This is a genomic window from Pseudoalteromonas carrageenovora IAM 12662 (genome assembly GCF_900239935.1).
GTDB classification, from domain to species: domain Bacteria; phylum Pseudomonadota; class Gammaproteobacteria; order Enterobacterales; family Alteromonadaceae; genus Pseudoalteromonas; species Pseudoalteromonas carrageenovora.
Genome location: NZ_LT965928.1, coordinates 1851955 through 1865860, shown reverse-complemented (window position 1 = coordinate 1865860; position 13906 = coordinate 1851955). Strand labels below are relative to the sequence as shown.

The 13906-nt window shown below is 39.4% G+C and carries 10 protein-coding genes; 7 read left to right on the top strand and 3 right to left on the bottom strand.

Annotated elements, in window-relative coordinates:
• Positions 1-14 precede the first annotated feature (14 nt).
• Positions 15-1190: an MFS transporter gene (locus tag ALFOR1_RS08435; protein WP_104642679.1), complete on the bottom strand. Its 1176-nt coding sequence runs from the start codon at positions 1188-1190 to the stop codon at positions 15-17.
• 107 nt (positions 1191-1297) lie between these two features.
• On the opposite strand from ALFOR1_RS08435, the gene ALFOR1_RS08430 reads away from it, so the two are divergent.
• Positions 1298-2206, top strand: a complete 909-nt coding sequence (locus tag ALFOR1_RS08430; RefSeq protein WP_104642678.1) for a LysR family transcriptional regulator — start codon at positions 1298-1300, stop codon at positions 2204-2206.
• A gap of 62 nt (positions 2207-2268) precedes the next feature.
• On the opposite strand, the gene ALFOR1_RS08425 is transcribed toward ALFOR1_RS08430, so the two are convergent.
• On the bottom strand, positions 2269-3477 hold the full coding sequence (locus ALFOR1_RS08425; RefSeq protein ID WP_104642677.1) for a porin: 1209 nt from the start codon (positions 3475-3477) through the stop codon (positions 2269-2271).
• A 570-nt stretch (positions 3478-4047) separates the two neighbouring features.
• Here ALFOR1_RS08425 and ALFOR1_RS08420 point away from each other — a divergent pair.
• From ALFOR1_RS08420 to ALFOR1_RS08400, 5 genes are all read left to right on the top strand, one after another.
• Positions 4048-5637, top strand: coding sequence for an ABC-F family ATPase (locus ALFOR1_RS08420; RefSeq protein ID WP_104643645.1), 1590 nt, complete (start codon positions 4048-4050; stop codon positions 5635-5637).
• A gap of 160 nt (positions 5638-5797) precedes the next feature.
• Positions 5798-6280 (top strand): 5-(carboxyamino)imidazole ribonucleotide mutase, encoded by a 483-nt coding sequence (gene purE / locus ALFOR1_RS08415; protein WP_058550060.1) that lies wholly within the window; start codon positions 5798-5800, stop codon positions 6278-6280.
• Positions 6281-6282: 2 nt separating this feature from the next.
• Entirely contained in the window at positions 6283-7431 is a 1149-nt protein-coding gene (locus tag ALFOR1_RS08410; RefSeq protein ID WP_104642676.1) for a 5-(carboxyamino)imidazole ribonucleotide synthase, read from the top strand.
• Between the two features lie 121 nt (positions 7432-7552).
• Complete coding sequence (locus ALFOR1_RS08405) at positions 7553-8716, top strand: endonuclease/exonuclease/phosphatase family protein (protein WP_104642675.1); 1164 nt, start codon at positions 7553-7555, stop codon at positions 8714-8716.
• A gap of 104 nt (positions 8717-8820) precedes the next feature.
• Positions 8821-11325 (top strand): S9 family peptidase, encoded by a 2505-nt coding sequence (locus tag ALFOR1_RS08400; RefSeq protein WP_104642674.1) that lies wholly within the window; start codon positions 8821-8823, stop codon positions 11323-11325.
• Between the two features lie 78 nt (positions 11326-11403).
• Here ALFOR1_RS08400 and rrtA read toward each other — a convergent pair whose 3' ends face one another.
• Positions 11404-11988, bottom strand: a complete 585-nt coding sequence (rrtA, locus tag ALFOR1_RS08395; protein WP_104642673.1) for a rhombosortase — start codon at positions 11986-11988, stop codon at positions 11404-11406.
• A 97-nt stretch (positions 11989-12085) separates the two neighbouring features.
• Here rrtA and ggt point away from each other — a divergent pair, with 97 nt between their 5' ends.
• Positions 12086-13861 (top strand): gamma-glutamyltransferase, encoded by a 1776-nt coding sequence (gene ggt / locus ALFOR1_RS08390; RefSeq protein ID WP_104642672.1) that lies wholly within the window; start codon positions 12086-12088, stop codon positions 13859-13861.
• Positions 13862-13906: the final 45 nt, after the last annotated feature.

Below are 13906 nucleotides of genomic sequence, written 5' to 3'. Positions count from 1 at the left end.
AATTAATGTAAAAATTAAGCTTTTTTAGCAAGGGCATTAAAAACTCCGCTAATAACTATAAAAGTAATACTTATGCCAATTACGCCATCCCATTTGTATAAATCAAATGCTTTTACACCTGCAGCAGACCCAACAGCACCACCAATGTAATAACCGAGCATATAAATGCCGTTTATTCGGCTTTGTGCACTTGGATCTATACTAAATACCCGTACTTGGTTTGATACCTGAGCGCAAAATACCCCAAAGTCTATGAGTATAATGCCAACTATTAACGCCACTAAACTGCTACCAAATAGTCCGGTAATTAAAAAACCTATTGCAATTAAGCTAAGCGATATGGCAATAACGTTTTTAGAACCAAGCTTACTTACAAAGTTACCCGCTAATTTTGCGCCAATAACACCTGCAAGGGCTATAACACCAAATAATCCTGCTTGTTGAGCACTGTAATTAAATGGCTCATTGTTTACATAGATTGCAAGCGTTGCCCAAAGCACATTGAACGATGCAAACCAAAATGCGCCTGAAAACGTAAACATACGCAGTTGCTTGTATTGTTTAAATAAATTTAAACTACTTTTTATAAGCGCTAAGTAGCTTAAATTAGCATGTGGTTTATTAACGGGTAAAAATACATAAAGTAGGGTGCCAAACAATGTGGCTAATAGCGCCGACATATAAAAAACACTTTGCCAGCCAAAGTGATCACCAACAAAACCACTCAACGTACGTGAAAGTAATATTCCAAGTGTTAACCCCATCATTAACGTACCAAGTGTGGCGCCTTTGTTTTGAGCGCTCACCATTGAAGCCGCAAAGGGAATGAGTTGCTGAGTAATATTGGCGCCTACGCCAATTAAAAATACGCTTATAAGTAATACGGTTAAGTTGGGCGCTAATGCCGCAATGAGCGATGCTGCAACTAACAAACCAGACAAAATAGTGATTAGTTTTCGCCTTGGCAGTGAATCACCAAGGGGCGATATAAATAAAAGCGCAAAGGCATAACCAAATTGGGTTAGTGCAGGAATACTCCCTAATTGAGCGTCGGTTAAATTAAACGCGACTTTCATTAAAGGCAGTATGGGTTGGTTGTAATATAGGTTTGCAGCGGTTGCTGCAATTGCAGCGGTCATTAGTAATAAAATAAATCGACTTAACTGCTGGTTTTGTTCAGGCTTGGTCATAGCTATCTTGCTTTGTTAACTGTAGGGCTATGGTATGAGTTCTTTACCTATAACAAAAATGATATTATTTTATAGAATCTATACAAATATTGTATTTAAGGTGTGTTATGGATATTAAAACATTAAAAAGCTTTGTGAGCGTGGCTAAGTATCAGAGCTTTTCAGAAGCTGCAAAAGAGCTACATACCGTGCAACCTGCAATTAGTAGGCATATTGCACAGCTTGAAAGCGAGCTTGATGTTGTATTGTTTTTACGAAATTCACGCGATGTCGCTATTACTGAAGCGGGTGAACAGTTATTAAAAGATGCAAATGCAATTGTTGAGTTAACTCAACAGGCCAAAACAAAAGTTAAGCGCGCTCAAAATGGTCAAATTGGGTCGCTAACGATTGCCCATTTAAGCTCTGCGTGTTTATCGTTTATGGCGTCGCTCGTTCGTAGCTATAAAGAAAAGTACCCACAAGTTCACGTTACACTTATCGAAATGACAGCTACAGAGCAAATAGAGGCACTTAAAAATGAGCGTATTGATATTTCGTTTTCTCGAGCGTTACCAAGTTCAATTGCCGATGAGTTTTTAAGCCACTGTATTTATATTGACTCGTTAGTGGCTATTGTTAATCAAAACCATTTTCTTGCTACTAGTAAAAGCATTGATTTAGAGCGTCTTAAAGATGAGCAATTTATTATTTTTAATCGCGAAGAAGCGTTAGGGCTTTTTGATGAAACCATTTTGCAATGCAAACAAGCTCATTTTTCACCGAACATTATTAGCCAACCTCGACATATGCAAACGTTAGTGACCGAGGTGGCCGCTGGGCTTGGCGTTGCTATTGCGCCTTATTGCGTGCGTAAGTTATACAGTGATGGGTGCCACTTTATTAAGCTTAATAATGTAACTACGCAAATACCGGTAGAAATTCAATTTAAAAAAGCAGCGACTAATGCAGCTGTAAATGCATTTGTTGATATAGCGCTTAATGCAAGGCAACAAATACAAAAAAGCATGGCGTAAAAAAAGCCCAGTTAAAAAGTTAAAAGGGCTAAAAGGGTTGTGTTTAGGGAGGAGTGCTCGTTTTAAAACTTATATCTAAATCCAAATGCGATGCCGTCATCTTCTGACTGCTCCATTTGTGCTTGCTGATCTTTATCATCGCTTTCAAAGTCACTAAAATCTTTACGTGCTTCAACGTAAGCAATGGTGTCTTCATCAATTAAGTAATGGAGCCCGATAACGGCAAACTGTCGTTTAAATTCATCGTTCGGATCAGCGTTAAAGTTTGGTTGAATTACGTAATCATCACCTGCATCAAATACGTTGTAGGCAATGAAAGGGCGAAAATCATTATCAAAGCGATACGATGCAAACGTTTCTATACCAATGGCGTCTTTTATTAAACGACCAATATTGTCTGTATCGTGGTTTTTGTTCTTATTAACATTTGCAGCAACATAAAGGCCTTGCTTATCAATGCTGCCCCACATAATACCAGCGCCATAAATTAAATCTTCAACGTTACGAGTAGAGCCATCACCAAAGGTTAAATCAAACTCGCCACGGTTAACGCCTGCTGTAAGGGTTAGCATATCGGTAGGAGTGTAGGTAACAGATGCACCAAATGTGTAATTAAATTCTACTTCTTGGGCAGCTGTATCGCCTGCATTCCAAAGCGTTTCACATTCTTCTTCTGTAATGTCACTCACGTCACAGGTATAAAATTCACTGTTTTTAAGTTGCGCTTGTACTGCAAAGCTAAAGTCGTTAAAACTATTACGGTATTGTACTAATTTATCGCCACGGCCTGTACCGTTTACTGCGCCGTCATCTTTGTTGTACGTGTAAACACCAGCGGCATTACCATCCCATACAAAGCTGTTATTCGTGCCGTATACCACGTCGTACCATGCGCCCCATTGCTTACCAATCGTAAGCTGGCCGTATTTTTCATGTGAAAGGCCGGCATAACCTAAACGGTTGTACAAAAACTCATCTTGAATTGATTCAAAGCGATTATTATAAATAATGTCGCTGCTACCCACTGGGTTTACGCCCCATTCCACAAGTGCAAGGGCAGAGAAGTCATTTTTGAGTTTGCGGGTAAACCCAAAGTTAATACGCGACGTGCCATTTACTACTTCGGTTTCGTTTTGTGTGTTGATTACACGTACATCAAGATATCCGCCCACTTTTACTGTGTTTTTATCATCTTTGTATAATTCAACCGCAGAAACTGTCGGTGCAAATACAATACTTGCGCTGATAAGTGTTGCTAATTTTTTGCTCATCTTGTGTGTGCCCTGTGTAAATAGTGCGTAGGTAAAAATTCAGGCTCGAAGACTAGCAAAGCAATAAACAGCTCAAAAGTGAAAAATACTCAATAAATTTGAGCGTAAAAATTAATGAATATTCACTTAAGGTTAACGTTGTTTTTTATGTGTTGCTGAAGTTTGTTTTTACAGTTAAGTAATAAGTAAAAAGGATTAGAAAAAAGCGGAGGGGAAGTTTTTTAATTTGAATTATTTTCATGTTGTTTAAAAACAACGACTAGTGCAAAAGCTCTAAAGTGCTTTATTTTCATAAATATAGCCTTTTTATATGATCGCATATACATAAATGAGTTAAATAAACACGCAAACACGTTAAAAGTAATTACTCTAAATTTTAGTGCGAATTGTAAAATTGTTTATCGATGAATTTTAATGTACTCAAATTGAATAATAATTAGTAATCTAAAGCGGGTTTAAATTGTGAGCCGTTAAGTGCGTGTGCCTTTAAACTTTCATAGAAAAATAGGCCATTTTGGTTTAAACTGCGCGCAATTTAAATATATCCTGTCTCCCTTGGAGGGTAGCGCTATTATTAGTACAGCTAACATCACCATGCAATTTGGTGCTAAACCGTTATTTGAAAATATCTCAGCAAAATTTGGCGAAGGTAACCGTTATGGTTTAATTGGCGCAAATGGTTGTGGTAAATCAACATTTATGAAAATACTCAGTGGTGAACTTGAGCCATCTTCGGGTAACGTAAGCACTGATCCAAATGAGCGTGTTGCTAAACTAAACCAAGACCAGTTTGCTTACGAAGAATACTCTGTAATCGATACTGTGATCATGGGTCACAAAGAGTTATGGGATATTAAACAAGAGCGCGATCGTATTTATTCATTACCAGAAATGAGTGAAGAGGATGGTATGAAGGTCGCTGACCTTGAAACTGAATTTGCTGAAATGGACGGTTACTCTGCTGAGTCTAAAGCGGGTGAGCTTTTATTAGGTGTTGGTATTGCTACTGAGCAGCATTATGGCCCAATGTCTGAAATTGCACCAGGCTTTAAACTACGTGTGTTACTGGCACAGGTGCTGTTTTCTGATCCAGATATCATGCTACTTGATGAGCCGACCAATAACTTGGATATTTATACTATCAAGTGGTTAGAAGATGTTCTTAATCAGCGCGACTGTACTATGATCATCATCTCGCATGACCGTCACTTTTTAAACTCAGTGTGTACGCATATGGCCGATATAGATTACGGTGAACTGCGTATTTACCCAGGTAACTACGACGAATACATGTTTGCAGCAACGCAAGCACGTGAGCGCCTATTGAGTGAAAATGCCAAAAAGAAAAGCCAAATTGCAGAGCTTCAGCAGTTTGTATCGCGTTTCTCGGCTAACGCGTCTAAAGCTAAGCAAGCAACATCGCGTGCTAAGCGTATCGACAAAATTCAGTTAGATGAAGTAAAAGCATCTTCTCGTCAAACACCGTTTATTCGTTTTGAACAAGAAAAGCAGTTATTCCGTAACGCGCTAGAAATGACAAGCCTTAGCCAAGGTTTTGAAGACAACACGTTATTCTCAGGCCTTGAAGGTTTAGTGGAAGTAGGTGAGCGCATTGCCATAATTGGTGAAAACGGCGTAGGTAAAACAACCTTACTTAATACTCTTTCAGGACGCTTAGCACCTAAAGGTGGTGAGTATAAGTGGTCTGAAAACGCTAACATTGGATACTACGCACAAGATCATGCTGACGAATTTGCAACCGACATGAATCTGTTTGAGTGGATGGAGCAATGGCAGCAAGAAGGCGACGACGAGCAAGTTGTTCGTAGTTTCTTAGGACGTATGTTGTTTTCACAAAACGATATTAAAAAGTCAGTTAAAGTAATATCAGGTGGTGAGCAAGGCCGTATGTTGTTTGGTAAAATTATGATGCATAAACCAAACATATTATTAATGGATGAGCCAACTAACCACATGGATATGGAATCTATCGAGGCGCTTAACTTAGCCCTTGAAGCTTACGAAGGTACGTTATTGTTTGTATCTCACGATCGTCAATTTGTATCATCGGTAGCGACCCGTATATGGGAAGTTAAAGATGGTAAAATTATTGACTTTAGAGGCAATTACGCAGAATACCTAGCGAGTAAAGAAGCGTAAGCTCTTTTAACTCCTAAACTTTAAAAAGCCATGTCTAAAACATGGCTTTTTTGTTTTTGGCACTTTGTATTAGTCGCAATTAATGTGGCTTTGGGTATAATACCCGCCTAAAACCGGACATAAGTCCGCTATTTTGAAAATACATTACTGAGGAGTATTTATGACTGTTGGCATTATTATGGGTTCTAAATCAGATTGGCCAACCATGGAACACGCAGCACTTATGCTAGAAAAATTTGGCATTGAGTACGAAACCAAAGTGGTATCAGCCCACAGAACTCCTCAATTACTTGCAGATTATGCAAGCTCAGCAGCCGATAGAGGCATTAAAGTAATTATTGCCGGTGCTGGCGGTGCAGCACATTTACCTGGTATGGCTGCTGCTTTTACATCGCTTCCTGTATTGGGCGTGCCAGTGAAGTCAAAAGCCTTAAATGGTGTTGATTCACTTTTATCTATTTGCCAAATGCCAAAAGGCGTAGCAGTAGGTACATTGGCTATTGGTGAGCCGGGTGCTGCAAATGCTGGTTTATTAGCGGCTCAAATTTTAGGGTGCCAAAACCCAGAGATTTTTGCAAAAATTGAAGCGTTTCGTAAAGAGCAAACCGACACTATTTTAGCTAATCCAAACCCTGCAGAGTAATAATGACTATTTTAATTTTAGGTGCAGGCCAGCTAGCACGTATGATGAGCTTAGCCGGTGCACCACTTAATTTAAATGTGGTTGCTTACGATGTTGGCAGCCAAAAAATTGTTCACCCGCTAACAGGCGAAGTGTATTCAACCACGCTTGAACAAGCTATTGAATCAGCTGATGCAATTACCGCTGAATTTGAGCACATTCCAGATGATGTATTAACGATTTGCTGTAACAGTAATAAGTTTTTCCCAGGAAAAGCCGCTATTAAAACCGGTGGTGACCGTGCTCTTGAAAAAGCATTACTAGATAAAACTAACGTAACCTGTGCGCCGTACCAGCTAATTACTGAAAAAGCGCATTTAGAACTTGCCGTTAAAAACTTAGGTAAGCCACTTGTTATTAAAACATGCCAAGCAGGCTATGACGGTAAAGGGCAATGGCGATTAAAATCAGATGATCAAATAGACGAAATTTGGTCACAAATGGCTGATTTTATAGCATCGGGCACTGAAGAAGCGCCGCATACTATTATTGCTGAAAAAATGATCCCGTTTGATCGTGAAGTTTCTATTATTGGTGCGCGTGATAAACACGGTAATGTAGCTATTTATCCGCTAACTGAAAACGAGCACACCAATGGTGTGTTAACGCTTTCTATTGCGGGTAAAAACAATCATCAAGTTGAGCAGCAAGCTGTAGACGCATTTACTAAAATAGCGAATGAGCTAAATTATGTAGGTGTGTTGGCCATTGAGTTTTTTGATGTGCAAGGCACATTGTTAGTTAATGAAATTGCGCCGCGAGTTCATAACTCAGGGCATTGGACACAGCAAGGTTGTCACTGTTCGCAGTTTGAAAACCATATGCGTGCTGTTGCAGGGCTGCCTCTAGGTAATACAGAGCTTAAACACATTACGGCGATGATCAATGTGTTAGGTCAACCAAGTATTCCAAGTGATGTACTTAAAACGGTTGATGTAACGAGCCACTGGTATGGTAAAACAGCTAAGCCGGGTCGCAAAATGGGTCATATTAATGTATCGGCGGTTAATATGAGTGAGCTTGCAGACAAACTTGGTGAACTGACAGAGTACCTACCTGAGCAAGACTATCCAGGTATTTTAAAAGCAGCTGCCAATTTAGTGCTTAGCTAGCATAACTTGCCTAAATTAATTATATAAATACCGGCTTTAGCCGGTATTTTTTTGTCATAAAAATAGGCTTTAAATATGTAATACTGTTAAAGTCTATTTTTCAAATTTGTGAAGTAAAATAATGAAACTAAAAACAATTTATGGCGCGCTTGTTATCGCCGCTTCATTTAGCTTTAACGCATTAGCAAGTGAGAGCTTACGCATTGCTACCTTTAATGTAAGTATGGATGCAACTAATCACACGCCAAAAGGTGAGCAAATTAAAAGTGATGCTTTAGCTAACGCGCTTAAAGCCAACCACCAGCAAATTAAAAACATTGCTGAAATTATTCAGCGTGTACGACCAGACATTATTTTACTCAACGAATTTGATTACATACCTAAAGAGCAGGGCATTGAGTATTTTAAAAAACATTACTTAAACGTTAGCCAAAACAATCAGCAAGTTATTGATTTCCCTTATAGCTTTATTGCTCCTGTAAATACAGGCTTAGCCACTCATTTTGACTTAGATAACGATGGTAAAAGTACAGGCATAATGGCTGATGCACAAGGTTTTGGCTTTTTTGAAGGTCATTATGGCATGGCTGTGTTGTCTAAATATCCTATCGATTTTGATAAAGTAAGAACGCTGCAAAAATTTAAATACAAAGATATGCCAAATGCTCAAATGCCAACAGATCCTAAAACAGGTGAGAACTGGTATAACAAAAACGAGTGGCAAGCACTTAGGCTAAGCTCTAAATCGTTTTGGGATTTACCCGTTAAAGTCAATAATAAAACGCTGCACGTACTGGCCTCACACCCAACACCACCTGTATTTGATGGTGACGAGGATAGAAATGGTAAGCGTAATCACGATGAAGTAAGGCTAATTGCCGATTACGTGAGCAACAAAGCTTACATTTACGATGATAAAGGTCAAAAAGGCGGGTTAAAAGCGGACTCTCGTTTTATTATTTTAGGTGATTTAAACGCATCCCCTGAGGGCGATAAAGCCCGTACAAATACAACAGATCAAATACTTAAAAACGCACTTATCAACGCAAGCTTTGTGCCGCAAAGTGCAGGCGCAAAAGAGCAATACGACACAAATGAAGCGCAAAATTATACGGCGAACTGGCAAGCACGTGTTGATTACGTTTTACCGTCAAACTATGGCTTAAAAATTAAGAACGGTGGTGTATTTTGGCCAACAAAATCAAGCAACGAGTATCGTTTAATTAAAGATAGAAACGCATCAAGCGATCATCGTTTGGTTTGGCTAGACTTAATTGTAGAGTAAACTGAACTTTACCCTATTAAATAGCTATTTATCTTAAAAAATTGCAATAACTTATGTGCTTCTGCTTAAATATGGATTAATTATAATAACCGTATAGAAGCACTATGATTTTTAATATTTCTTCATCTAAAACGTTAGTGGCATTGGCCGTCGCCTCAAGTGTTATGCTTGCCGGCTGTAGTGCAACCGCTAATACTACCTCCTCACAGCAAAGCGCTTTACCAGCAACTAAAGTTGCTGCGGTTGTAAACACACCTGCCAATGTAGGCTCGCAAAATATAACGCTAGAGCAAGCAATGGCCGATCCTGATTGGATGGGTAACAAGCCTGAAAACGCCTATTGGGCAGCTGATTCTTCTACTATTATCTATGCTCAAAAACAGCAAGGTAGTACGCTTCGCGATGTATATAGCCAACCAGTTACAAGTCAAACAGCACAGCAAGTAGCGCTTAATAAGTTGCACACGGTTGGGTCTTCAAAAACTGTTTATTCAAAAAATAAAATGCTTGCTGCTTACACTTTTAAAGGCAATGTATTTGTTAAAAACCTAAAAACGGGTGAACTTAAACAAATTACCGCCACGTCAGCTAGCGAATCTAAACCACAGTTTTTAAATAATGGTGATTTAGTTTATCGCCAAGGCAATGTGTTTTTTAAGGTTGATTTAAAAACAGGGCTTACAACTGAGCTTGCTAATTTAAAATTAGCCGATGAGCCTAAAGGGCTGCAAGAACCAAGTAGTTACATAGCTAAAGAGCAGCACAAGCTTATTGAATTTGTCGCATTACAGCAAAAAAATAAGCAAGATAAGCAAACTCGCAACAAGCAAATTAACGAGCAAAATAGCTCTATTGCAAATACAAGTTACTACCTTGGCGATGGTAATACAGTTAAAGAAGTTCAGCTTTCGCCAAATGGCGATGCGTTAATAGTTGTTGTTCAAAAGCAGCAGTCGTGGCGTGGTGAAGGCGATATTATGCCTAACTACATTACAAATGACGCGACAATAGAGCCTAAAAAAGCACGCCGTCGTGTAGCCGATGCAAAAGAGCAAACATCAGAGCTTGTTTACATTAACTTAGCTGATAAAACACAAAAAACACTTAGCTTTGATACGTTACCGGGTTTTGACGAAGACGTTTTAGCAAAAGTTAAAAAAGAAAACTATGCACGTGATGGCAAAACGTATAAATCTGAAAAAACACCACGTGGTATTAATTTAATTATGGACTGGGGTTTTGAGCAAAGCCCAATAGTGTGGAACGATGATGGCTCGCAAGTCGCTATTATGCTTGAAGCATGGGATAACAAAGATCGCTGGATAGCAACGGTAGACTTTGAAAGTAATAAACTTGTATCGCAACACCGCTTGCATGATGACGCGTGGATTGCTTACGCATTTAATAACTTTGGCTGGTTACATAATTCAAATACGCTTTATTACCTTTCGGAAGAATCTGGCTACAGCCAGCTTTATAAAAAGCCATTAAATGGTAAAGCAACGGCGCTAACACAAGGTAAATTTGAAGTATCAAACTTAACGCTTACAAGTGACAACAGCGCAATTTACTATAAAGCAAATGTTGAACACCCAGGTCTTTATGAAATTTATCGTGTTGATCCGCAAACGGGTAATAATGAGCAAGTTACCGATTTAAACGGCATGACTGATTACACGCTAAGCCCAGATGAAAGTAAGTTACTTCTAAATCACTCTACCATTATGAAACCAACAGAATTGTACGTTGCAGATGCTAAGGCAAATACTACTGCTAAGCAGTTAACACATACAGTTTCTGATGAGTTTTTAGCTAAAAAGCTAACCGCACCTAAAATTGTTGCTGTGCCATCTAGCCATACTGATCAACCTATTTATGCAAAAGTATATTACCCAAGTGATTACGTAGAAGGGGAGACAGGTAAAACTCGTAAAGCGGTCATTTTTAATCATGGTGCTGGTTATTTACAAAATTCTCATATGGGTTTTTCAGTGTATTTCCGTGAGTTTATGTTTCATTCATTACTGGCTGATGAAGGCTACATAGTAATGGACATGGATTACCGTGCATCAAAAGGATATGGACGCGATTGGCGTACTGCTATTTATCGTCAAATGGGCACACCTGAAACACAAGATTTAGCCGATGGTGTTAAGTGGATGGCGCAAAATGCGAACGTTGATACTAAAGCGGTAGGTACATATGGCGGGTCATACGGCGGCTTTATGACCTTTATGGCATTGTTTACAGCACCTGAGTTGTTTCAATCGGGTGCGGCGCTTCGCCCAGTTACCGATTGGGCACATTACAACACCGGTTACACAGCGAATATTTTAAACCATCCGGATGTAGACCCTATTGCTTATGAGCGAAGCTCACCAATTTACTACGCAGAGGGATTAAACAAACGCTTGTTGATTAACGCCCCTATGATTGATGATAACGTGTTTTTTCAAGACTCAGTGCGTTTAGTACAACGTTTAATTGAGCTTAAAAAACAAAACTTTGAAACGGCTATTTTCCCAGTGGAACCACATGGTTTTGTTCAGCCTTCAAGCTGGTTAGACGAATACCGCCGTATCCATAAGTTATTTAAAGAAACACTTTAATCTTAAATTTTTAAATTAAAGTATAAAAACAAAAACGCCGCGTTAGCTAACGCGGCGTTTTTATTAATATTTGAAAGCTTAATCGCTATTTTTTAAGTATTTTATCGCCAAAGGTATTCCAAGCAATGTGCCGCCTACAGCACCAATTAAATGTGCATCTATTGCAACAGTTGAATTTATTAACTTGCCTATGTCGGCATTTGGGCCGCTAAATTGCTCAAACGCTATTTTTATCCATACACCTGTAAACAACAAATAACCCGACTTAAGTCCTAACGTGACATCTTTAACTGTTCCCCAAATAATTACACCATGAAGTAGGGCGCTGAGCCCTGTATAGATATGTATACTTGGGCAAAACCAATAAACACCGAGTCCACACCAAAGAGCCAGTAAACAGATATTAGCGGTATACCGTAAAGGCGTGGTGTATTCGCCGTGTAGTAGCCAAATTAGGAATATACCACTGCAATTTAAGCCTAAATGTGCCCAATTAGCATGCACAAATTGGCTGGTGAACACTCGCCATATCTCACCTTGTTCGACAAGGTTTCGGTTAAATTCAAGTAAATTATTTAAATCAAATGCAGCAAAAATGGTACTAAAAAGCATCAAGAATAATGGCGGTAATAAATAACGAGGTTGAAAAGGTAAATTAAGCATTTTATTGTATTTTTTTAGTCAAAATTTTTGCATATTGTGCCCGTTTAACTTTAAGATGCCAAATACAACTACGTAATTAAGTGTTTTTAGTATTTTTATGCATTTTAAACTTAACTCATTATTTGCCATTGGCTTGTGTGCAGTAACACTGCCAACTATTGCCAAACCAACTCAAGTCGAAACACGCGAACCAGAAGCCACCACTTCAATTGTGCAAAAGCAATTAGTAACTGGTGAAAAGTATATGGTTGCGGCAGCAAATCCATATGCGTCTAAAGCGGGTCAACAAATTTTAGCCAAAGGTGGTAGCGCAGTCGATGCCGCTATTGCTACTCAACTTGTACTTACACTTGTTGAACCACAGTCGTCGGGGATTGGTGGCGGTACATTTATGATGTACTACAACAAAGCAAACAATAAACTGACCAGCTTTGATGGCCGTGAAACTGCACCCGCAAATGCAGATGAAACACTGTTTTTAGATAAGCACGGAAAAGCGGTAAAATGGATTGAAGCCGTTGTAGGTGGTCGCTCTGTTGGTGTACCGGGTATTTTGCATGCATTTGCTAATGCGCATAAGCAATATGGCACATTACCTTGGCAGGAGCTTTTTAAACCCGCCATAGAGCTTGCAGAACAAGGCTTTGAAGTATCACCCCGTTTACATGGCTTATTAGCGCGTCAGCTAAACCCGGGTGTACTTAGCATGCCAGTTATAAACGAATACTTTTACCCAAATGGTAAATTGATTGAAGCAGGCACTATTAAAAAAAATCAGCCACTTGCTAATTTATACAAAGACATTGCCAAACAAGGGATTGACGCATTTTATAAAGGCGATAACGCCAAGCAAATGGTAAATGCTGTTCAGCACTCTAAAATTGCACCTGGTAAGCTTAGCGTACAAGACCTAGCTGAATATAAAAGTAAAGAACGCGATGCCGTGTGTATTCAATACCGCGCATATAACGTATGTTCGATGGCACCACCAAGTAGCGGTGGTGTAGCTGTGCTACAAATGCTTGGGCTTTTAGAGCACAAAGACATGAGCGCGCTTAAACCAAACGGCGAAAAAGCGATTCATTACTTTAGCCAGGCATCACGTATTGCTTTTGCCGATCGTGATATGTACATGGGCGACCCTGATTTTACTCAAGTGCCTACCAAAGAGCTTTTAAACAAAGATTACATATCATCACGTGCCAAACTAATAACCGAGCAAGATACAAAAGCAGTAGCAGGTAATCCGGTTAGTTATTTAAGTTACGCAATGGATGACTCGTATGAGCTTCCGTCTACTTCGCATGTATCTATAGTTGATGCACAAGGTAATGCTGTTTCAATGACCAGTTCAATTGAAATGGCATTTGGCTCTACCGTTATGGTCAATGGTTTTATTTTAAATAACCAACTTACCGACTTTTCACTTTCTCCACGTAAGAATGGCAAGCTGGTAGCAAACCGTGTAGAAGCTGGTAAACGCCCGCGCAGCTCTATGTCGCCGGTAATGGTATTTAATAAAGACGGCAGCTTACGTTTGGTTGTAGGCTCACCTGGTGGTAGCCGTATTATTGATTACGTTGCTCAAGTGGTAGTAGGTGTTATTGATTGGGATTTAACCGCGCAAGAGGCTATAAACTTGCCGCGCACCACTAATCGTAACGATTACACCAGCCTTGAAAAAGGCACAGCCCTTGAAACCATTGCACCTGCACTTACAAAACGTGGTCATAATGTACGCGTACTTGATTTAAACTCAGGTTTGCATGCGGTTGAAGTTAAAAATAATACGTTATTTGGCGGTGCCGACCCACGCCGAGAAGGTGTTGCGTTATCTGATTTAACAGACAAAAACGCCACTATCAAATTTTAATTTATGTATAATACACATGCAGGCGGTAAGGCCTGCATGTGTTTC

Bases quoted from the DNA above. Each gene is read 5' to 3' on its own strand.
- ALFOR1_RS08435 (WP_104642679.1), bottom strand. From the start codon at position 1,190: ATGACCAAGCCTGAACAAAACCAGCAGTTAAGTCGATTTATTTTATTA.
- ALFOR1_RS08430 (WP_104642678.1), top strand. From the start codon at position 1,298: ATGGATATTAAAACATTAAAAAGCTTTGTGAGCGTGGCTAAGTATCAG.
- ALFOR1_RS08425 (WP_104642677.1), bottom strand. From the start codon at position 3,477: ATGAGCAAAAAATTAGCAACACTTATCAGCGCAAGTATTGTATTTGCA.
- purE (WP_058550060.1), top strand. From the start codon at position 5,798: ATGACTGTTGGCATTATTATGGGTTCTAAATCAGATTGGCCAACCATG.
- ALFOR1_RS08410 (WP_104642676.1), top strand. From the start codon at position 6,283: ATGACTATTTTAATTTTAGGTGCAGGCCAGCTAGCACGTATGATGAGC.
- ALFOR1_RS08405 (WP_104642675.1), top strand. From the start codon at position 7,553: ATGAAACTAAAAACAATTTATGGCGCGCTTGTTATCGCCGCTTCATTT.
- ALFOR1_RS08400 (WP_104642674.1), top strand. From the start codon at position 8,821: ATGATTTTTAATATTTCTTCATCTAAAACGTTAGTGGCATTGGCCGTC.
- rrtA (WP_104642673.1), bottom strand. From the start codon at position 11,988: ATGCTTAATTTACCTTTTCAACCTCGTTATTTATTACCGCCATTATTC.
- ggt (WP_104642672.1), top strand. From the start codon at position 12,086: ATGCATTTTAAACTTAACTCATTATTTGCCATTGGCTTGTGTGCAGTA.